Origin of the sequence: Agromyces sp. Leaf222 (assembly GCF_001421565.1) — a bacterium.
Classification (GTDB): Bacteria; Actinomycetota; Actinomycetes; order Actinomycetales; family Microbacteriaceae; genus Agromyces.
The window spans coordinates 169172-189063 of sequence record NZ_LMKQ01000004.1 but is presented as its reverse complement, the minus strand read 5'-3'; the positions used below and the strand labels follow the sequence as shown (position 1 = coordinate 189063).

Below are 19892 nucleotides of genomic sequence, written 5' to 3'. Positions count from 1 at the left end.
GTCTGCAGGATCGTTCCTGTGAGCCCTACCTCCAGTCCAGACACCTCGTCACTCCCTGTCATCGAACCCGACCTCGAGGCCGCCGCCACGAGCGTCGACGAGGCGGATGCCGCGGCGAAGGCGGGGCCGGCGGGGCGATCCGGCGGCACGGGCAAGCCGGGGCTCGCCACGCGCATCGCGGCATCCGTCTCCGACCCGGTGCTCGGGATCCTCGTGACGGCGACCCTCATCAGCCGCGTCGGACGCGGCATCTTCATCACCATCACGGTGCTCTACTTCACGCTCATCGTGGGGCTGCCCGCACACGAGATCGCGATCGTGCTCGGCGCGGCCAGCGCGGCCGGCATCGTCGCGTCGCTCGCGGGCGGATGGCTGGCCGACCGCATGAGCGCACGTCGCGTGCTGCTCGTGTTCACCACGCTCGAGGGCCTCGGACTGCTCTGCTACGCCGCGACCGGCGACTTCGTGTCGGCACTCGTGGTCGCGGTGGTCGTCGGGGCCTTCGGCCAGGGTGCGAACTCCACGCGCATGGCGATCCTCGCGCGGGCCTTCGAGCCCGAGCAGCGCGTGCACGCCCGGGCGGTGCTGCGCACGGTCACGAACGTGTCGATCGCCGTCGGCTCGGGGCTCGGGGCGCTGGCCCTCGCGATCGGCACAGCGGAGGCCTATCGGATCCTGCTCGTCGCCGCGGGCGCACTCTACCTGCTCGCCCTGGTGCGGCTCGTGAAGCTTCCCGCGAGCGTCGACGCGCCACGCGCTGCGCCGCCGGTCACCGGTGCCGTCGAAGCGGCGGCGACGGGCGACGGGGTCGGCGACGAGGGCGACGACGCCGAGGGCGACGGCGATGCTGCAGGTCGGGCGGATGCCGCGGACGGCCGCGGTTCGAACGCCGCCCGCCCGGCGGCATCCGCTCGCGCTGCTCGTCGTCGTGGCGGCCGCTTCGCGCACTCGCCGTGGCGCGACCCCCGGTACCTCGCCCTCACCGGACTCAGTGCGATCTTCGGCATGCAGTTCGGCGTCGCCGAGATCGGCGTGCCGTTGTGGATCGCGCACGAGACGGACGCCTCGGCCGTGCTCGTGTCTGCGGTGCTGATCATCAACACGACCATCGTCGTACTGTTCCAGGTGCCGCTCTCGCGCGGCACCCACGACCTGCGCCGGGCGGGACGCGTGTCGGCGATCGCCGCGTGGCTCATGGCGGCGACCTGCCTCGTCTACGCCGCGGCCGCGGGCCTCCCGGTGTGGTTCTCGGTCGTGTTCATCGTGCTCGCCTCGATCACGCACGCGTTCGCCGAGGTGCTCTCGCAGGCCGGCGGCTGGGGGCTCAGCTTCGAGCTCGCCGACCCCGTGCAGGCGGGCACCTACCAGGGCGTGTACTCGATGGGCTACTCGATCGGCGCGACGCTCGCGCCCGCCGTGGTCACGGCCACGGCGATCAACATGGGCCTGGCCGGGTGGGCGATCCTGGCGGTGGTCTTCCTCGCGTCGGGACTCGGCACCTGGGCGCTCGCGCGGTCGGCGGCGAGTCGGGCCGAACGTGTGACCGCCTGACCCGGGCGCCCGCTCGAGCAGACGGGATTCGGCGGTGCGGGCCGCGCACGCACGGCCGAATCCCGTCCTCTCGGCGCCGTGCGCAGGCGCGCCCGGTATCGTCGGGCGCATGCCCGCTGCCCCGACGATCGTGTGGTTCCGCGACGACCTGCGGGTCGGAGACCACCCGGCGCTCGCGGCGGCCGCCGAACGCGGCGCGCCCGTCGTCTGCGTGTTCGTGCTCGACGAGGAGTCCCCGGGCATCCGCCCGCTCGGCGGGGCCGCCCGGTGGTGGCTGCACGGCTCGCTCGAGGCCCTGCGCGCCGACCTCGACGCCCTCGACGCCACGCTCGTGCTGCGCCGCGGGCCGGCCGGCCGCGTCATCCGCTCGCTCGTCGACGAGACCGGCGCCGATGCCGTCTTCTGGAACCGCCGCTACGGCGGCCCCGAGCGCGAACTCGACACCGAGCTGAAGAGCGCCCTCACCGACGACGGACTCGAGGTGCGCAGCTTCAACGCGAACCTCCTGTTCGAGCCGTGGACGATCCGCACCGGGCAGGGCACGCCCTACTCGGTGTTCACCCCGTTCTGGCGCGCCTGCCTCGCGGCGCCCGAGCCGCGGCATCCGCTGCCCGCTCCTGAGCGCCTCGACGCCCGGGGCCGCGAAAGCGGAGGTCGCCAACGAGCGGATGTCGCGACCGACGACCTCGCGTCATGGCAGCTGTTGCCGACCGGCCCCGACTGGGCGGCGGGCCTCCGCGAGACCTGGACCCCGGGCTCGGCCGCCGCGCACGACCGGCTCGCGACGTTCCTCGACGAGCGGCTCGGCGACTACGACGACGATCGCGACCGCCCGGCGATCGATGCGACCTCTCGCCTCTCGCCGCACCTGCGCTGGGGCGAGATCAGCCCGTTCGAGGTCTGGAACGCGGTGCGCGAGCGCCGTTCCGCCGACCCTCGGGGCGAGGCGAGCAGCCGCGGGCGGTTCCTCGCCGAGCTCGGCTGGCGCGAGTTCGCCTGGCACGTGCTGTTCCACGCCCCCGACCTCGCGACCCGCAACTGGCGATCCGAGTTCGACGCGTTCCCGTGGCCGCGGCTGCACCCCTCGGCACTGCGGGCGTGGGAGCAGGGTCGCACGGGCGTGCCGCTCGTCGACGCGGGCATGCGCGAGCTCTGGCGCACCGGCAGCATGCACAACCGGGCGCGCATGGTCACGGCGTCGTTCCTCACGAAGAACCTGCTCATCGACTGGCGCAGGGGCGAGCAGTGGTTCTGGGACACGCTCGTCGACGCCGACGCCGCCTCGAACCCGTTCAACTGGCAGTGGGTCGCCGGTTCAGGGGCGGATGCCGCGCCCTACTTCCGCGTGTTCAATCCACTGCTGCAGGCGACGAAGTTCGACCGCGACGGGGCGTACGTGCGGCGGTGGGTGCCAGAGGTCGACTCCGAGGAGTACCCCGAGCCGATCGTGGATCTCGGCGAGTCCCGCGAGGCCGCCCTGGCGGCGTACCGGGTCGTGCGCGGTGCCCGCGCCGAGGGCTAGGCGGGGGTCGCGGCCGCCGGGCGCACGAGCACCCAGTCGTCCTCGTCGCGGTCGCCGAGCCGGAAGTGCTTGCGGCCCGACTTCACGAACCCGTGCTTCTCGTAGAAGCGGATCGCCCGCTCGTTCTCCTCGTTGACGCCCAGCCAGACGGCGGCGACACCGGTCGCCTCGGCGGCCTCGAGCGTGCCGGTCATGAGCGGCCCGGCGACCGAGCCCGTTCCGTGCAGCACCTTGCGTGTGTAGAACTTGCTGAGCTCGATGGTGGGCCGCGTCGTGACGGCGGCCGCGACATCCGCATCGGTCGGATCGCCCGCGATGAGCATCGTGTAGCCGACGAGTTCGCCCGTGCCCGAGTCGTCGTCGACGATGCCGGCCTCGGCGACGACGAGGATCCGGTCCGCGTCGGCCAGGTATTCAGTGAAGCGCTCGACCGTGAAGTTCGCGGCGATGAACTCGGCGATCGCCTCGGCGGTGGTCGAGGGCGGGCAGGCGAGCGGGAACGTCTCGGCTGCGAGCTCGGCGAGCGCCGCGGCATCCGTCGGCCTGGCCTGGCGAATCGTGGTTCGGGTCACGATTCGCCATTCTCGCAGGCGGCCGACGGATGTCGCCACGCTCGTGTGACGGCGCGGGGCTCTCCGAGCATCTCGCGCGATGCGCCGGTCAGCTGCAGACGTCGCCGATCGCCGAGAAGGCCTGGCCGATGGACTGCGCCTGCTCCTGCGCCACCCCCGCGACATCCGCGTTGAGCGGGTCGGCGATGATCGCGTCGAGGGCATCGGCGTACGAGTCCAGTGCGGCACTCGCGGTGGTGGCGACCGGTAGGACCTCGGGGTTCGTCACCTGATCCACGCTCGCCGAGAACGTGTCGGCGACGCCCCGGATCTTGGCGATCGTTCCCTGCGGATCCTGCGCCGCCTTCGCCGTCGCGTCCTGGCCGTCGGACGACATCTCCACGAAGGGCTGCACCCCCGTCGCGAGCAACGCGCACGCCTCCTCGACGCTCTGCTCGGTCGCGCCCTCCGCCGGCGCGGTCGCCGGCGCCTCGGCCGCCTCGGTCGGCTTCGGCGCGGGCTCGCCGGTCTCGGCCGCCGTCGTCGCCCCGGCGGCGCAACCCGACAGGAGGAGGACCGCGAGGACTGCGGGGGCGAAGGCGGTGGAACGCAGCGATGGCATGGGACTCCAGGGGTGTGGGGACGAGTAGCCGACGCTACCGCGGTCTGAGCGGGCGTCAGCATAACAGCCGGTTGCGACACGGCCGGAACCCGACTGAACCCGCCCCCTGACCGGTGCCGAGAGAGGGCCGCGCCGACCGTTGCACCTTCCGGGATCGCCGGATGCGGTCGACGCGGCCCATCGAGACTCGGGCTGCCGGTGTCAGAGGAACCTGGCGTACGCCCCCACCGTGAGGAACGTCGGGAACTCGGGCTCGAGCGCCACGGTGCGGAACACCGAGATCGCGTCGTCGAACCGGTCGCCCTCGAACCGCGGCAGGGCCGCGACGGCCTCGGCCATGAGGCGCACGATCGACGTCTGGTCGATGCGCGTGCCCTCGGCGGTGACGGTGTTGTTGTCGAGCCACTGCCAGATCTGCGAGCGCGAGATCTCTGCCGTCGCGGCATCCTCCATGAGGTTGTCGATGGCCGCGGCACCCGTGCCGCGCAGCCACGACTCGATGTAGCGGATGGCGATCGAGACGTTGTCGCGCACGCCGGCCTCGGTCACCTCTCCGCCGATCGAGGGGATGTCGAGCAGGTCGGCTGCCGTCACCTCGACGTCGTCGCGCAGGCGGTCGACCTGGTTCGGCCGGTCGCCGAGCACGGCGTCGAACTCCGCACGGGCGGTGGGGATCAGGTCGGGGTGCGCGACCCAGGTGCCGTCGAAGCCGTCGCCGGCCTCACGCCGCTTGTCGGCCGTCACGGCGGCGAGTGCCCGCTCGGTGACCTCGGGGTCGCGGCGGTTCGGGATGAACGCGCTCATGCCGCCGATCGCATGTGCCCCGCGCTTGTGGCACGTCTGCACGAGCAGTTCGGTGTAGGCCCGCATGAACGGCACCGTCATGGTGATCGCCTTGCGGTCGGGGAAGACCCAGCGGCGGCCGCGCGAGCGGAACGTTTTCACGATCGAGAAGATGTAGTCCCAGCGGCCGGCGTTGAGGCCCGCGCAGTGCTCGCGCAGCTCGTAGAGGATCTCGTCCATCTGGAACGCGGCCTGGATCGTCTCGATGAGCACGGTCGCGCGGATCGTGCCCTGCGGGATGCCGAGCTCGCGCTGCGCGAAGACGAAGATGTCGTTCCAGAGCTTCGCCTCGCGGTGCGACTCGAGCTTCGGCAGGTAGAAGTACGGCCCGCGACCGGCCGCGATGAGCGCCTGCGCGTTGTGGAAGAAGTACAGCCCGAAGTCCACGAGCGACCCCGACGCGGCCATGGCGCGCCCCGCCCGGTCGTGGAACGTCAGGTGCTTCTCGACGAGGTGCCAGCCGCGCGGGCGCATCACGATCGTCGGGGTCTGCTCGGCCGTGACCCGGTACGCCTTGCCCTCGGGGCTCGTGTACTCGAGGTCGCCGCGCAGGAAGTCGAACAGGGTCAGCTGGCCCTCGATGACGTTCGTCCAGGTGGGGCTCGTGGCATCCTCCTGGTCGGCGAGCCAGACCTTCGCGCCCGAGTTCAACGCGTTGATCGCCATCTTGCGATCGGTCGGGCCGGTGATCTCGACACGACGGTCCTCGAGGCCGGGGCCGGGGCCCGCGACGCGCCATGCCGAGTCGTCGCGGATCCATGCCGTCTCGGGCATGAAGCGCGGGTCGCGTCCGTTCGCGGCATCGACGCGGGTCTGCAGGCGCTCGGCGAGCAGCTCGTGACGCGTTCCGGCGAACCGATCGTGCAGCGCGGCGAGGAACGCGAGCGCCTCCGGCGTGAGGATCTCGCCGTAGCGGGCGACGAGCTCGCCGCCGGTCGCGCCGGCCGGCGCGACCTCGAGGCGGGGCTCGACGGTCTGGAAGCTGCCGGTCGCGGGCTTCGGTTCGGGGCGACGTGCGGATGCGGCATCCGCTCGCTCGCGCTCGAGGGTCATGGTCGGGGTCGTGTTCATGATGATGTCTCCTTCGGTTCGGCGGTCGAGTAGCGCGGAGCGCGTATCGAGACCCTGCGTGTGGTCTCGATACGGCGCGGGCGCCTACTCGACCGGCGAGAGGGTCAGTGAGCGAACTGGTCTTCCTCGGTCGATCCGACGAGGGCGAGCGTCGCGCTGTTGGGGTTCAGCGCCGTGGCGATCTGGTCGAAGTAGCCGGTGCCGACCTCGCGCTGGTGGCGCGTGGCGGTGTACCCGGATGCCTCCGAGGCGAATTCCGCCTCCTGGAGTTCGACGTATGCGCTCATGTGCCGCTCGTTGTAGTCCTTCGCGAGCGTGAACATGGAGTGGTTGAGGGCGTGGAAGCCCGCGAGGGTGATGAACTGGAACGCGTAGCCCATCGAGGCGAGCTCGCGCTGGAACTTCGCGATCTGGTCGTCGTCGAGGTGGCGTTTCCAGTTGAACGAGGGCGAGCAGTTGTAGCTCAGGCGCTTGCCCGGGAACTTCGCGTGCACGGCCTCGGCGAATCGACGCGCGAGGTCGAGGTCGGGCTCGGCCGACTCGACCCAGAGCAGGTCGGCGTACTCGGCGTACGCGAGGCCACGGGCGATGACCGGCTCGATGCCGTTCTGCACCTCGTAGAAGCCCTCCGCGGTGCGCTCACCCGTCACGAACGGCTTGTCGCGCTCGTCGTGGTCGCTCGTGAGCAGGGTCGCGGCGAGCGCGTCGGTGCGGGCGATGATGATCGACGGCACGCCCGCGACATCCGCCGCCAGACGGGCCGCGTTGATCGTGCGGATGTGCTGGCTCGTCGGGATCAGCACCTTGCCGCCCATGTGGCCGCACTTCTTCTCGCTGGCGAGCTGGTCCTCCCAGTGCACGCCCGCGGCGCCGGCCTCGATCATCTGGTGCATGAGCTCGTAGGCGTTCAGCGGGCCGCCGAAGCCGGCCTCGGCGTCGGCGACGATCGGCGCCATCCAGTCGGTGATGCCGGTCTGGGCCTCGGTGCCCTGCTCGATCTGGCCGGTGCGCAGCAGCGCGTTGTTGATGCGGCGCACGACGGCCGGCACCGAGTTCGCGGGGTAGAGCGACTGGTCGGGGTAGGTCTGGCCGCTGAGGTTCGCGTCGGCCGCGACCTGCCAGCCGCTCAGGTAGATCGCCTTGAGGCCGGCGCGCACCTGCTGCACGGCCTGGTTGCCGGTGAGGGCGCCGAGCGCGGCCGACCACTCGGGCTGCTCCATGGGTGCGAAGGCGGTGCCGGTGTTCTTCCGGATGTCGTCCCACAGGCGCTCGGCGCCGCGCTTGGCGAGCGTGCGCTCCTCGCGCACCGGGCCGCGCAGGGCGACGACGTCCTCGGCGGTGTAGTCGCGGCTGACGCCCTCCCAACGCGGGTTCGCGTCCCACTCGAGCTGCAGCTCGGCTGCGGTCTGGATCTGGTCGCCGGGTCGGTTGGTGCTCATCGTCGTGCTCCTTCGGTGCTGCTTCGGTGCGGCTCGGTACCGCTCGGTACCGCTTCGGTGAAGCGGGCGGATGTCTCGTGGTGCTCCGTTCGGCGTCTGCTTCGGCGCCGTCCGGGGTGGCTGTGCATCCACTCTGCGGTCGGTCGGGCCACCCCGACCGTCGATTCGGGGGGTGAACTTCCGCGGAAGTTCTGCGCCGCGGAATGTTCGCCGCCCGGTCGGGTGGCGATACCTCGCACTGCGAGGTATATTGCTGATCCAGATACCTTGAGCTGCAAGGTATGAAGCGAGATGAGTCACCCATGCGCATCGGCAAAGACCTCGTCGCGGCGGCCGCGACCCCGGTCGTGCTCGGCATCCTGGCCGAGGGCGAGTCGTACGGCTACGCGATCCTCCAACGCATCACCGCGCTCTCGGGCGGCGAGCTCGAATGGAGCGACGGCATGCTCTACCCCCTGCTGCACCGCCTCGAGCGGCTCGGCCATGTGCACGCCGAGTGGCGCCAGTCCGACACCGGCCGCCCCCGCAAGCACTACCGTCTGACCGAGCAGGGCGCCGGCGTGCTCACCGAGCAGCGCCGTCAGTGGTCGGTCGTCGGCGAGGTGCTGAGCAAGGTCTGGCCCGACGACGGCGGCCCGCGCATGCGCCTGGCCTTCGGGGAGGTCTGACATGGCGCCCGAGACCCCGCGCCCGGCGGCCCCGACTCCGGCCGGCGGCCACGGGCCAGGCGCCCCCGACGAGCTCGGCGCACTCGTCGCCTCCTGGCGCGCGTGGATGCAGCGTCACGACGCCGTGAACCGCGCCGACCTCGACGAGCTCGAGAGCCACCTGCTCGACCGCGTCGACGCGCTGCGCGAGGTCGGACTCCACGACGACGAGGCCTTCCTCGTTGCGGTGAAGCGCCTCGGCGCGGTCGACGAACTCTCGCACGAGTACGCCCGCGTGCACTCCGAACGGCTGTGGAAGCAGCTCGTGCTCGACGGCGAGGCCGAGCCCGGCGCAGCGGACCCCGGCGCGCGCGCGGCGACATCCGACGCCCTCGACCGAGCGGATGCCGCAGGCGGGCGCGCGCCGTTCTGGAAGCGCGCGAACGGGCTCGCCGTCGCGCTCGCGCTGGGCGTCGGTGCCGGCCTCGTCGTCACGTCGGCGACGCTCGTCGGAGCCGACCCCGCGTTCTTCCTGCGGAACGCCACGCTGCTCGTGCTGCCGTTCCTCGCCGCGTGGTTCGTGTGGCGTCACCGTCCGCCGATGGCCGCGGTGCTGGCCGTCGCGGGCACGTTCGTGCTCGTGGGCGTGGTGCTGAACGTCTTCCCGTGGGCCTCCCTGAGCGCTGTGCAGGCGTTCGGCGGCGCGGTCGCCGACACCGAACTGCTCGCGTCCCTCGGCGCCGCCGTCGCCCTCTGGCTCATGACGGGCGTGGTCTACTCGGCCGGCCGGTGGCGCAGCAGTGATGCCCGCATGGACTTCGTGCGGTTCAGCGGCGAGTGGCTCGTGTACTACGTGCTCATCGCCCTCGTCGGCGGGGCCCTGTCGGCGCTCACGATCGGCGTGTTCTCGACGATCGACGTCGACGTCGCGTGGTTCTTCGGCCAATGGGTGCTGCCGTGCGCGATCCCGGGGGCCGTGCTCGTCGCAGCCTGGCTCGTCGACGCCAAGCAGCGCGTGATCGAGAACATCGCGCCCGTGCTCACGAAGGTCTTCACCCCGCTCTTCACGATCATGCTGATCGCCCTCGTCGTGGCCGCGGTGCTGCAGTGGAACATCGTCGACGCCGACCGCGAGCTCCTCATCGCGTTCGACCTCGTGCTCGTCGTGGTGCTCGGGCTGCTCGTCTACTCGTACTCGTCGCGCGATCCGCTGCAACGGCCCGGATGGTTCGACCGCATCCAGCTCGTGATGCTCGTCGCGGCGCTCGTGGTCGACGTGTTCGTGCTCGTCGCGATGGTCGGGCGCACGGGTGAGTTCGGCTTCAGCCCGAACAAGACCGCATCGCTCGGGCTCAACCTGATCCTGCTCGTGAACCTCGCCTGGGCCGCCTGGCTGCAGCTCGGATTCCTTCGCGGGCGCGAGCCGTTCGACCGACTCGAGCGCTGGCAGACGGGGTACCTTCCGGTCTACCTCGCCTGGGCGGCCGTGCTGGTGCTGGTGTTCCCGCCCGTCTTCGACTTCGCCTGAGCGACGGCGTCACGCGGGAACCGCACGGCGACGCGGAGCCCGCCGTCCGCTCGGGGCACCAGGTGCAGGCCGGCCCCGTGGCGCTCGGCGATCGCCGCGACGATCGACAGGCCGAGACCCCGGCCTCGCTGGGCGGCGGCACTGGTGCGCCCGCGTCCGCGATGGAACGGCGCGGTGAGCTCGGCGACGGTCGCGGCATCGAGCTCGGCCCCGCTGTTCGCGACCTCGAGGATCGGCAGCGGCCCCGCGGCATCCGTCGTCACGGTCACGAAACCGCCCGGCTCGTTGTGGCGGATCGCGTTCTGCACGAGGTTCACGACGAGCTGGCGCAGCAGCACCTCATCGCCCTCGACGAGCACCGGCGCAGCCGACGCCGACGCCGTCAGGCGCACCCCCGCCTCCTCGGCCTCGACACGCGACTCATCGACGACGGAGGCCGCGAGCGCGGCGAGATCCACGGGGCCGAACACGCCGGCGTCGGTCGACTCGAGCTCCGAGAGGTCGAGCAGCGCCTCGACGGTCGCGATGCTGCGCTCGTTCATCTCCCGCAGCCGTTCGAGCAGTTGCACGTCGCCGGCGGCCTGCGAGCTCAAGGCCACGTCGAGCATCGTGCGCGTCGTGGCGAGCGGCGTTCGCAACTCGTGCGAGGCGTTCGCGGCGAAGCGGCGATCGGCGTTCGCCGAGCGCTCGAGCGAGTCGAGCATGCCGTCGAAGGTGTCGGCGAGGTCGGTGATCTCGTCACGCGGTCCGGCGAGCGCGATGCGGTGGTCGAGGTGGCCGCGCGCAGCTCGATGCGCTGCCTCGTTGACCTCCTGCAGCGGCCGGAGCATGCGACCGGCGACGAACCAGCCCGCCCATGCGCCGCCCGCGGCGAGCAGCACGAGCGCCCCGACGGACACCCAGAGCAGCAGCTGCAGGATGTCGGAACGCGAACTCACGACCACCGCCGCCTCGCTCGCCGTCGAGGCGAGCAGCCCGGGGTCGTAGGCGACCTCCGGCGAGTCGGACGGGGGCGTCGACTGGGCGGGGATCGCATCGGTGGGCGTCACCTCGGTCGCCGTCGTCGTCGTGGCGGCCGGTTCGGCGAACTCGTAGCTCGGCACGAGGCCGATGACGAACGCGACGATCGCGAGCAGCACGGCGCCGGCGACGGTCAGCAGCACCGCGTACGTCACCGCGAGACGCGCTCGCACGGTCAGCCGGTAGGTGCGGGGAACGGATGTCCCGGGCTCAGTCATCGGCAGCATCGATCGCGTAGCCCGCGCCCGGCACGGTGCGAATCATCCACGGCTCGCCGAGCTTGCGCCGGAGCGTCGAGATCGTCACCTTCACCGAGTTCGTGAACGGGTTGGCATTCTCGTCCCACGCCTTCTCGAGCAGCGTCTCGGCGCTCACGACTCCCCCGCCGGCGCGCATGAGCACCTCGAGCACCGAGAACTCCTTCCGGGTCAGGTGCACGAACCTCCCGTCGCGGAGGACCTCGCGGCGGAACGGATCGAGCACGACGCCGGCGGCCTCGAGCTGCGGCGGCAATGCGGTGAACCGGCGCCGGCCGAGCGCCCGCACGCGTGCCACGAGCTCGGGGAACTCGAACGGCTTCGCGAGGTAGTCGTCGGCACCGAGCTCGAAGCCGCCGACCTTGTCTCCGAGCCTGCGGGCGGCGGTGAGCATGAGGACGGCGGGCCGTTCCTCGCGGGCGGCGAGGATGCGGCAGACCTCGTCGCCGTGCATGCCCGGCAGGTCTCGGTCGAGCAGCACGACGTCGTAGTCGTTGACATCGATGCTGAAGAGGGCGGCTTCGCCGTCGGCGGCGACATCCGCTGCGATGGCCTCGAGTGCCAGCCCGGCGCGCACGGCCTCGGCGAGGTACGGCTCGTCCTCGACGATCAGCACGCGCATGTCCCACTCCGTTCGATTGCAGCATCCGAGTCTCCCAGTCAATCCCGTCGACCATAAGGAAATCGTCAAGTCTCCGCTTTACCCCGCGGCAACCGCGCCGGGAGTGAGCTGGGTCCTGCGCCCATCGCGGCGCGATCGAAAGGACTCACCCATGACCTCACGAACCTCCCGCGGCGCCCGCACCGGGCTCGCCATCGCCGGCATCGGCCTGCTCCTGGCACTGACCGCCTGCGCCCCGAACGGAGCGGACTCCGCCGAACTGAAGTCGGGCGACTCGGATGCCGCCTACGAGGAGTGGTCGGCCGAATTCACCTCCTGCATGAAGGACGAGGGCATCGACATCGGGATGGCGACCGGCGCCGACGGCTCCTCGAGCAGCGGCGGCACGAGCGACTCGAGCGACGCCGTCGACCCCGACGAGATCGACCTCGATGCGATGGCGGCAGCCGAGCGCACCTGCTTCGACAAGGTGGGCGATCCGCCCCCGGTGCCGGGCCAGCCCGACCAGGAGGCGATGAACGAGGCCTCGCTTCGCTTCTCCGCGTGCCTGCGCGAACGCGGCTACGACTTCGACGACCCGGAGATCTCGCCCGACGGCGCGGCCGGCATGACGGAGGCGATGTCGGCTGACGAGATCGATCCGGTCGACGCCGACGAGTGCGGCAAGCAGGCCGACTTCCCGACGATGGACGAGGAATGACCGAGCACTCGCCGACCGAGGACCAGATGACGGATGCCGCGGCGCCCCAGCCCGCCCGTCGGCGCCGCCGCACCCCGTGGCTGATCGCCGGCGCCTGCATCGCCGTGCTCGGCATCGCCGGCGCGGTGCTCGCGGTGACGCTGCCGGCATCCTCGAAGGACGACCGCGACGCGGCGAACGCGGCTGCAGACGTCGCGACGACCCCGGTCGCCCGCGGCGACCTCACCGAGCGGGTGCGCCTGAACGGGCGGCTCGGCTACGGTTCCCCGCAGGAGCTCGGCACGAGCCTCGGCGGCACGATCACCTGGCTGCCCGACACCGGCGCCGTGCTCGACCGCGGCGCGACGCTGTTCCGCGTCGACGACGACCCGGTGGTGCTCCTCATCGGTGCGCTGCCGATGTGGCGCGGGTTCGCCGAGGGCATGGACGACGGCCCCGACGTGCTGCAGCTCGAGCAGAACCTCGCCGCGCTCGGCTTCTTCGAACGAGAGCCCGACGAGGAGTTCGCCGGCTCGACGGCCTCCGCGATCGAGCGCTGGCAGGAATCGCTCGGCCTCGAGGAGACCGGCGCGATCGAGCCCGGCCGCATCGTGTTCGCTCCTGCCGCGGTGCGCGTCGCCCAGCACAAGGCGCAGATCGGCGGCGGTGCCGGGGCCTCCGTCATCGCGGTCTCGGACACGGTGAAGCGCGTGACCGCGTTCATCGCACCGAACCTCGAGCCGATCGCCCCGGTCGGCACGCCGGTGCAGCTGACGCTGCCCGGCGGCGCCACGGTGCCGGGAGAGGTGAGTGCCGTCGGAGCACCGGTCGAGCAGGACGACGATCAGGGCGGGAAGAAGCTGAAGCTCCCCCTCACGATCACGATCGACGACCCGGCAGCAGCCGATGGACTCGACGACGTCGCCGTGAACGGCGAGCTCACCGCCGTGCGTCGCGAGGACGCCCTGCTCGTTCCGGTCACCGCGCTGCTCGCACGCACGGGCGGCGGATTCGCCGTCGAGGTCGTGGCGAAGGGCGTCGTGGAGACCGTTCCGGTCGAGCTCGGCCTGTTCGCCGACGGACTCGTCGAGGTCACGGGCGGCGAGCTCGAGGCGGGCGACGAGGTCGTGGTGCCCGAATGAGCGCCCCGCTGATCCGGATGCGCGGAGTGTCGCGGACCTACGGCTCGCCGCCCACCGTCGCCCTCTCGCACGCCGACCTCGACGTCGACCGCGGCGAGATGCTCGCGATCGTCGGGCCGAGCGGCTCGGGCAAGTCGACGCTGTTGAACCTCATGGGCACGCTCGACCGGCCGAGCTCGGGCGAGATCGAGATCGACGGATACGACACCGGCACGATGGACGACGCCGAGCTCTCCGGACTCCGCGCGCACACCATCGGGTTCGTCTTCCAGCAGTACCACCTCGCCGAGGGCGTCACCGCGCTCGACAACGTCGCCACCGGTCTGCTGTACGCCGGGGTGCCGAAGGCGGAGCGCCGGGCGCGAGCGGCCGTCGCCCTCGAGCGCGTGGGCCTCGCCGCCCGCGCCCGCCACCGCCCGAACGAGCTGTCGGGCGGCGAGCGCCAGCGCGTCGCGATCGCACGTGCCGTCGTGGGCGAACCGGCGCTGCTCCTCGCCGACGAGCCGACGGGCGCGCTCGACACGCGCTCGGGCGAGGCGATCGTCTCGATCCTCGCCGAGCTCAACGCCGCGGGCACCACGGTCGTCGTGATCACCCACGACTCGCAGGTGGCCGAGCGGATGCCTCGGCGCGTCGGCATCCGCGACGGCGTGCTGTCGAGCGGGACCGGAGGCGCTTCGGGCGCCGCGTCCGGTGTCATGGCCGGAGCCCGCTCGTGAACGGCCTGCGCTCCCGTCTCCGCGCCACGGACCTGCTCGGGCTCGGCCTGCACGGGCTGCGCGCGAGGCCGATGCGGGCGGTGCTCTCGGCCCTCGGCATCGCGATCGGCATCGCCGCGATGATCGCCGTCGTCGGCATCTCGACGTCGAGCGAGGCGCTCGTCAAGCAGAGGCTCGCCGCGCTCGGCACGAACCTGCTCACCGCGTCGGCGGGCTCGGACTTCTTCGGCGCGGAATCGGAGCTGCCCGCCGATGCGATCGATCGCGTGCGGCGCATCGACGGCGTCGAGCAGGCGAGCTGGCACGCGACGCTCGCCGACGTGAACGTGTACCGCAACGCCCTCATCGATCCGGGCGCCACGGGCGGGCTGTCCGCCGTCGCGGCCGATCTCGACCTGCTGACCACGACGGGCACCGAGCTCGCCTCCGGCGTGTGGCTCAACGGCGCCACCGAGCGGTTCCCGGTCGTCGTGCTCGGCGACACGGCCGCCGAGCGGCTCGGCATCGTCACGATCGGCAGCACCGTCGAGATCGGCGGAACGCCGTTCACGGTCGCCGGGATCCTCGAGCGTTCGCCGCTCGCCCCCGAACTCGATTCCGTCGCCATGATGGGCGGGCCGATCGCCGCCGAGCTCTTCGGGTTCAACGGGTCGCCGACGGTGATCTACGAGCGCTCGGCCGACGACCTCGTCGGACAGGTGCGCGATCTCCTGCCGGCCACGATCAACCCGGAGTCGCCGAACCAGGTGAAGGTGAGCCGTCCGTCCGACGCGCTCGCGGCGAAGAACACGATCGACCAGGCGTTCACGGGCCTCCTCGTGGGCGTCGGCTCCATCGCCCTGCTCGTCGGCGGCATCGGCGTGGCGAACACGATGGTGATCACGGTGCTCGAGCGCCGGCAGGAGATCGGCCTGCGACGATCGCTCGGGGCGACCAGGGGCCACATCCGGTCGCAGTTCCTGATCGAGGCGATGCTGCTCGCGCTCTCGGGCGGGGTCGCCGGCACCGCGATCGGATACGCGATCACGGCGGTCATCGCCGCGGCCAACGGCTGGCTGGTCTCGGTGCCGGCCGGGGTGCTCGTCGCGGGCGTGGCCGCGACCGTCGTCGTCGGTGCGGTCGCGGGGGCCCTTCCTGCGGCGCGAGCCGCGCGCACCTCGCCGACGGCGGCGCTCAGCGCCTGAGGCCGCGGGGCGCCGGGGGTTCGGTCGCCGGGGGCCCGGTCGCCGCGGGATCGCTCCGCGGCGACCGAGCCCCGGCCCCCTGATCGACCCGACCGACCGACCGAACCGACCGACCAGACGGACTGTCGGGGCGCGGCATCCGCACCCGATGGAATGTCTCATTCCGTGCCGCAGCGTTGCACGGCGGCGACCGCGGAGATTGAATGGCCCTCCGGCGCGATGCTGCGCGGGTGAACAGGAGGCGTCATCAGATGACCACGGCAACCACGATCGAGGCCGGCGGCGGAACGGCTCCCGGCGTCGGAGCACCTCACGGCGAAGCACCCGGAACCGTCGTCATCGACTCGGTCACGAAACAGTACGGCGACGCCACCGCGGTCGACCGCCTCTCGCTCACGATCCAGCCGGGCGAGTTCATCTCGCTGCTCGGCCCCTCCGGCTGCGGCAAGACCACGACCCTGCGCATGATCGCGGGTTTCGAGCATCCGGATGCCGGTGACATCCGCGTCTCCGGTCGGTCGGTGCTCGGCGTTCCGCCGTATCGGCGCGATGTGAACACGGTGTTCCAGGCGTACGCGCTGTTCCCGCACCTGTCGGTCGCCGAGAACGTCGCGTACGGGCTGCAGCAGCGCCGAACGCCGAAGTCGGAGATCCGCCAGCGCGTCGTCGACGCCCTCGACCTCGCGCAGATGCGCGGCTTCGCCGACCGCAGGCCGACGCAGCTCTCCGGCGGCCAGCAGCAGCGCGTCGCGCTCGCACGGGCGCTGGTGAACCGCCCCTCGGTCCTGCTGCTCGACGAGCCCCTCGGCGCACTCGACCGGCAACTGCGCGAGGAGATGCAGCTCGAGCTGAAGCTGCTGCAGTCCCGCCTCGGCATCACGTTCGTGTTCGTCACCCACGACCAGGGCGAGGCGCTGTCGATGAGCGACCGCATCGCGATCATGCGCAGCGGGCGCATCGAGCAGCTCGCCGACGCCGACACGGTCTACGCACGGCCTGCCTCGGCCTACGTCGCCGCCTTCGTCGGCCAGCAGAACTTCTTCCGGGGCGAGGTCGTCGACGGCGGCTCGTCGATCGACGCGCCGCACGCCAAGGTGAGCGCCTCGACGGCCGCGCTGCCCGAAGGCGGTAGCGGGCAGGCGGCGGTGCGCCCGGAGTTCGTCGAGATCTCCGCAATCGACCCGGCCGCGGCATCCGGTGCCGTGAACACCGCTCGCGGCACCTTGATCGGCGTCTCGCACCAGGGCGAGACGATGCAGTACCTCGTGCAGCTCGGCGACGACCAGAGCCTGATCGTGCGCAGGCCATCGCCCGACGCGCCGCAGCTCTCGGTCGGCGACCCGGTGGAGTGCTCGTGGCGGGCCGAGAGCGTGCTGCTCTTCCCGTCCGACGATGCGGCGAGCGCGGGCGGCTACGTCGCGCCCCCGACGGCCTGAGCACGAGCAGGAGCAGGAGCACCGAATGGCACCCGAACCCGACATCCGCATCCTCGCGCCGGCCGGCGCGGCGAAGACGATCCGCCGCGAGCTCACGCGTCGCCGCTTCCTGAGCTTCGCCGCAGCGGCGGGCACGACCGCGGCCCTCGCCGCGTGCGCCCCGACCGGCTCGCCGACGACGACCCGCGCATCCGGCGCCCCACTCGAGGACCGCCTCTCGATCTACACGTGGGGCGACTACGACGCCCCCGACGTGCTCGACGCCTTCACGGCCGACCTCGGTCCGAAGGTGTCGCTCTCCGCGTTCAACTCGAACGAGGAGATGGTCGCCAAGCTCGTCGGCGCGCGCGGCACGAGCGGCTACGACATCGTCGTGCCCACCGGCACGTTCGTCGCGCAGATGGCCGAGCACGGACTCCTGTCCAAGCTCAATCGCGACCTGATCCCGAACATCGAGTACGTCGACCCCGCGTTCCTCGGCCGCGTATGGGACCCCGACAACGAGTACTCGATCTGCAAGGCGTGGGGCACGACCGGGTTCGTCTACGACGTGACCCTGATCGACCGCGAGCTGAAGGACTGGAACGACTTCATCGACGCGGCGCAGAACGAGGCGAGCGGCAAGACCTCGGTGCTCGACGACCCCGCCGTGCTCACGGGGCTGTACTTCTGGGCCAACGGCATTCCGTGGACCACGACCGACGACGCGGAGCTCGACGCGGCCGAGAAGTTCCTCGTCGACGAGCTCGCCCCGCACATCTCGGCGTTCGACCCGTACCCGGGCGGCGGCGCGATCCCGCAGGCGACGCAGATGCTCATGCAGTCCTACAACGGCGATGCGCGCCTCGGGATCCTCGAGAGCCCCGACCCCGACCGTTGGAGGTTCGTGCTCGGCTCGCCGGCCACCGAGCTCTGGATGGACAACTGGGCGATCCCCTCCGGCGCCCCGCACCCCGAAGCCGCGCACGCGTTCATCAACTACGTGCTCACCCCCGAGAACGCCCTCGACGAACTCGACTACATCGGCTACCACACGGGTGCGAAGGACGCCGAGCAGGCCGCGGCGGAAGCCGGGCTGCCGATGCTCGACCTCGTGTTCTTCACGCGCGAGCAGCTCGCCACGATGCACGAGGGCGAGCTCACCGAGGCGCAGGAACGGATCGTGCAGATCTGGAACAAGATGAAGGCGGCCGCCGGTGCGTAGACGATCCCCCGGATTCCTGCTGGCCCTGCCCGCGTGGGCGTGGCTGCTGGTCTTCTTCATCGCCCCCGTGGGCATGGTCGTGTGGTTCAGCTTCGGGTACAAGCCGAGCATCTTCGCGACGCAGGCCACCGACCGGCTCTCGTTCGACCGGTACGCCGAGGTGCTCGACCCGGCCTTCTTCGCCACGTTCCTGAACACGCTCTGGGTCGGCGTGGCGGGCACCGTGCTGTGCTTCCTCATCGGCCTGCCGGTCGCCTACTGGATGGCGGTCAAGGCGCCGCCGTCGCGTCGCGGCCTGCTGGTCGCGCTCGTCATGGTGCCGTTCTGGACCAACTTCCTGGTGCGCACCATCGGCTGGCAGGTGATCCTCTCGCCCGACGGCTGGCTGTCGTCCGCACTGCAGGTGATCGGGTTCGAGCCGCTCGCGATCCTGAACACCCGCGGCGCGGTGCTGCTCGGCGTGGTCTACAACTACCTGCCGCTCATGATCCTGCCGCTGTTCGTGGCATTCGACCGGGTCAACGGCCCGCTTCGCGAGGCATCGAAGGACCTGGGTGCCGGCAAGTGGGCGACCTTCTTCCGCGTCACGCTGCCGCTCGCGCAACCCGGCGTGATCGCAGGCGTCCTGCTCGTGTTCATCCCGCTCATGGGCGACTACATCACGGCGACCGTGTTGGGCGGCGCCAAGGGCAACATGGTCGGGCAGCTGGTCGCGAGCCAGTTCCAGACCGCGCAGAACTGGGCGCTCGGCTCGGCGATGGCGGTCGTGCTGATCTTCGTGATCCTGCTGAGCGCGGCGGTCGGCGCCGGCATCGTGTGGCTCGTCTCGTGGCCGTTCCGGGCCCGAAACCGCTTGGTGATCGGGCCGGCTGCGACCGCGACGACGGCGCCCGCGGCATCCGCTTCGATTCGTGAGGAGGTCGGCGCATGACCGATCGAACGGTCCAGCGGGCCCGCAAGGCGTGGTCGGATGTCGCGTTCAACGTGTGGGGCGTGCTCGTGCTCGTCTTCCTGTTCGCGCCGATCCTCGTGATCATCGTCTCGTCGTTCAACGTGGGGCGCCTGCTCGTCTCGTGGGACCACTTCGGGTTCGACTCGTTCGTCGCACTGCTCGCGAAGCCCGCGATCCGCGACGCCGTGTGGATCTCGGTGCAGACGGGCTTCATCGCCGCCCTCGTGGCCACGCTGCTCGGCACGCTCGCGGGCATCGCGATGGCGCGGCATCCGGGCAAGTGGGTGTGGTGGTTCCTGGGCCTGCTGCTGCTCGTCTCGGTGACGCCCGAGATCGTCGACGCGGTGGCCCTGCTGCCGTGGATGGTGTTCCTCGGCCAGGACCTCGGGATGTCGATCTTCAACGACGGCATCGTGCGGCTCGTGATCGGCCATTCGCTGTTCTCGGTCGCGGTCGTGTCGTACCTGGTGCGGGCGCGGCTGGTGGGCCAGGAGGCGAATCTCGAGGAGGCGTCGGCCGACCTGTACGCGACGCCGGTGCGCACGTTCGCCAAGGTCACGCTGCCGCTCGCCATGCCGGCCGTGCTGTCGGGCTTCCTGCTGTCGTTCACGCTCAGCCTCGACAACACCGTCATCGCGGCGTTCGTCTCGGTGTCCGGCTCCACGCCGTGGCCCGTGTACGTGCTGAGCGCGTTGCGCAGCGGCCTGCGCCCCGAGATCGCGGCGGTGTCGACGATCATGCTCGTGCTCACGCTGATCGCCCTCGGCCTCGTTGCCGTCGTGCTCCGGCGGGCCGGCGATTCGGCCGCCGACATCGCGCGCACGATGGGCGGCGGCTGAGGCATCCGCCGACGTACCGACCGAACACGACGCCCGCGCGCAGCGGGCTCACCACGCGGCATCC

General features: G+C 71.4%; 18 protein-coding genes. 12 read left to right on the top strand and 6 right to left on the bottom strand.

The annotated features are described in order from the left end of the window. The first annotated feature begins 18 nt into the window (after nucleotides 1-18). Nucleotides 19-1551: an MFS transporter gene (locus ASE68_RS19430; RefSeq protein WP_055863314.1), complete on the top strand. Its 1533-nt coding sequence runs from the start codon at nucleotides 19-21 to the stop codon at nucleotides 1549-1551. Between the two features lie 109 nt (nucleotides 1552-1660). Then, nucleotides 1661-3073, top strand: coding sequence for a deoxyribodipyrimidine photo-lyase (locus tag ASE68_RS19425; RefSeq protein WP_055863312.1), 1413 nt, complete (start codon nucleotides 1661-1663; stop codon nucleotides 3071-3073). Here the strand turns inward: ASE68_RS19425 and ASE68_RS19420 are convergent. From ASE68_RS19420 to aceA, 4 genes are all read right to left on the bottom strand, one after another. Further along, nucleotides 3070-3645 (bottom strand): GNAT family N-acetyltransferase, encoded by a 576-nt coding sequence (locus tag ASE68_RS19420; RefSeq protein WP_055863460.1) that lies wholly within the window; start codon nucleotides 3643-3645, stop codon nucleotides 3070-3072. The two genes, ASE68_RS19425 and ASE68_RS19420, sit on opposite strands and share 4 nt — an antisense overlap. Before the next feature lie 88 nt (nucleotides 3646-3733). After that, on the bottom strand, nucleotides 3734-4246 hold the full coding sequence (locus tag ASE68_RS19415) for a hypothetical protein (RefSeq protein WP_055863310.1): 513 nt from the start codon (nucleotides 4244-4246) through the stop codon (nucleotides 3734-3736). 201 nt (nucleotides 4247-4447) lie between these two features. Further along, nucleotides 4448-6160: a malate synthase A gene (aceB, locus tag ASE68_RS19410; protein WP_235481309.1), complete on the bottom strand. Its 1713-nt coding sequence runs from the start codon at nucleotides 6158-6160 to the stop codon at nucleotides 4448-4450. 104 nt (nucleotides 6161-6264) lie between these two features. Further along, nucleotides 6265-7599 carry an isocitrate lyase gene (aceA, locus tag ASE68_RS19405; RefSeq protein ID WP_055863308.1) on the bottom strand — a complete coding sequence of 445 codons (1335 nt, stop codon included), beginning with the start codon at nucleotides 7597-7599 and terminating at the stop codon, nucleotides 6265-6267. A gap of 302 nt (nucleotides 7600-7901) precedes the next feature. Here aceA and ASE68_RS19400 point away from each other — a divergent pair, with 302 nt between their 5' ends. Both ASE68_RS19400 and ASE68_RS19395 read left to right on the top strand, forming a co-directional pair. Beyond that, a complete protein-coding gene (locus ASE68_RS19400; RefSeq protein WP_055863306.1) occupies nucleotides 7902-8267 on the top strand; it encodes a PadR family transcriptional regulator in 366 nt (121 codons plus the stop codon). A gap of 1 nt (nucleotide 8268) precedes the next feature. Next, the gene (locus ASE68_RS19395; RefSeq protein ID WP_235481307.1) at nucleotides 8269-9774 is read left to right on the top strand and encodes a permease prefix domain 1-containing protein; all 1506 of its coding nucleotides are present in this window, start codon (nucleotides 8269-8271) and stop codon (nucleotides 9772-9774) included. On the opposite strand, the gene ASE68_RS19390 is transcribed toward ASE68_RS19395, so the two are convergent. Together ASE68_RS19390 and ASE68_RS19385 are read right to left on the bottom strand one after the other, a co-directional pair. Further along, nucleotides 9714-11012: a HAMP domain-containing sensor histidine kinase gene (locus tag ASE68_RS19390; protein WP_055863304.1), complete on the bottom strand. Its 1299-nt coding sequence runs from the start codon at nucleotides 11010-11012 to the stop codon at nucleotides 9714-9716. The two genes, ASE68_RS19395 and ASE68_RS19390, sit on opposite strands and share 61 nt — an antisense overlap. Beyond that, on the bottom strand, nucleotides 11005-11673 hold the full coding sequence (locus ASE68_RS19385; RefSeq protein WP_055863303.1) for a response regulator transcription factor: 669 nt from the start codon (nucleotides 11671-11673) through the stop codon (nucleotides 11005-11007). Before ASE68_RS19385 ends, ASE68_RS19390 begins: the two co-directional genes overlap by 8 nt. Nucleotides 11674-11824: 151 nt before the next feature. Here ASE68_RS19385 and ASE68_RS19380 point away from each other — a divergent pair, with 151 nt between their 5' ends. The 8 genes from ASE68_RS19380 to ASE68_RS19345 all read left to right on the top strand — a co-directional run bounded on the left by ASE68_RS19380 (nucleotide 11825) and on the right by ASE68_RS19345 (nucleotide 19828). Beyond that, nucleotides 11825-12373, top strand: coding sequence for a hypothetical protein (locus tag ASE68_RS19380; RefSeq protein ID WP_055863300.1), 549 nt, complete (start codon nucleotides 11825-11827; stop codon nucleotides 12371-12373). Continuing rightward, complete coding sequence (locus ASE68_RS19375; protein ID WP_055863298.1) at nucleotides 12370-13494, top strand: efflux RND transporter periplasmic adaptor subunit; 1125 nt, start codon at nucleotides 12370-12372, stop codon at nucleotides 13492-13494. The genes ASE68_RS19380 and ASE68_RS19375 overlap by 4 nt, the downstream gene beginning before the upstream one ends. Further along, entirely contained in the window at nucleotides 13491-14213 is a 723-nt protein-coding gene (locus ASE68_RS19370) for an ABC transporter ATP-binding protein (RefSeq protein ID WP_055863296.1), read from the top strand. The genes ASE68_RS19375 and ASE68_RS19370 overlap by 4 nt, the downstream gene beginning before the upstream one ends. Then, nucleotides 14210-15397: an ABC transporter permease gene (locus tag ASE68_RS19365; RefSeq protein ID WP_055863294.1), complete on the top strand. Its 1188-nt coding sequence runs from the start codon at nucleotides 14210-14212 to the stop codon at nucleotides 15395-15397. The genes ASE68_RS19370 and ASE68_RS19365 overlap by 4 nt, the downstream gene beginning before the upstream one ends. A 251-nt stretch (nucleotides 15398-15648) precedes the next feature. Next, nucleotides 15649-16833, top strand: coding sequence for an ABC transporter ATP-binding protein (locus ASE68_RS19360; protein WP_055863293.1), 1185 nt, complete (start codon nucleotides 15649-15651; stop codon nucleotides 16831-16833). Nucleotides 16834-16858: 25 nt separating this feature from the next. Further along, the gene (locus ASE68_RS19355) at nucleotides 16859-18037 is read left to right on the top strand and encodes a spermidine/putrescine ABC transporter substrate-binding protein (RefSeq protein WP_055863291.1); all 1179 of its coding nucleotides are present in this window, start codon (nucleotides 16859-16861) and stop codon (nucleotides 18035-18037) included. After that, nucleotides 18030-18968 carry an ABC transporter permease gene (locus ASE68_RS19350; RefSeq protein WP_055863289.1) on the top strand — a complete coding sequence of 313 codons (939 nt, stop codon included), beginning with the start codon at nucleotides 18030-18032 and terminating at the stop codon, nucleotides 18966-18968. The genes ASE68_RS19355 and ASE68_RS19350 overlap by 8 nt, the downstream gene beginning before the upstream one ends. Beyond that, nucleotides 18965-19828 (top strand): ABC transporter permease, encoded by an 864-nt coding sequence (locus ASE68_RS19345; RefSeq protein WP_055863287.1) that lies wholly within the window; start codon nucleotides 18965-18967, stop codon nucleotides 19826-19828. The genes ASE68_RS19350 and ASE68_RS19345 overlap by 4 nt, the downstream gene beginning before the upstream one ends. Nucleotides 19829-19892 lie beyond the last annotated feature (64 nt).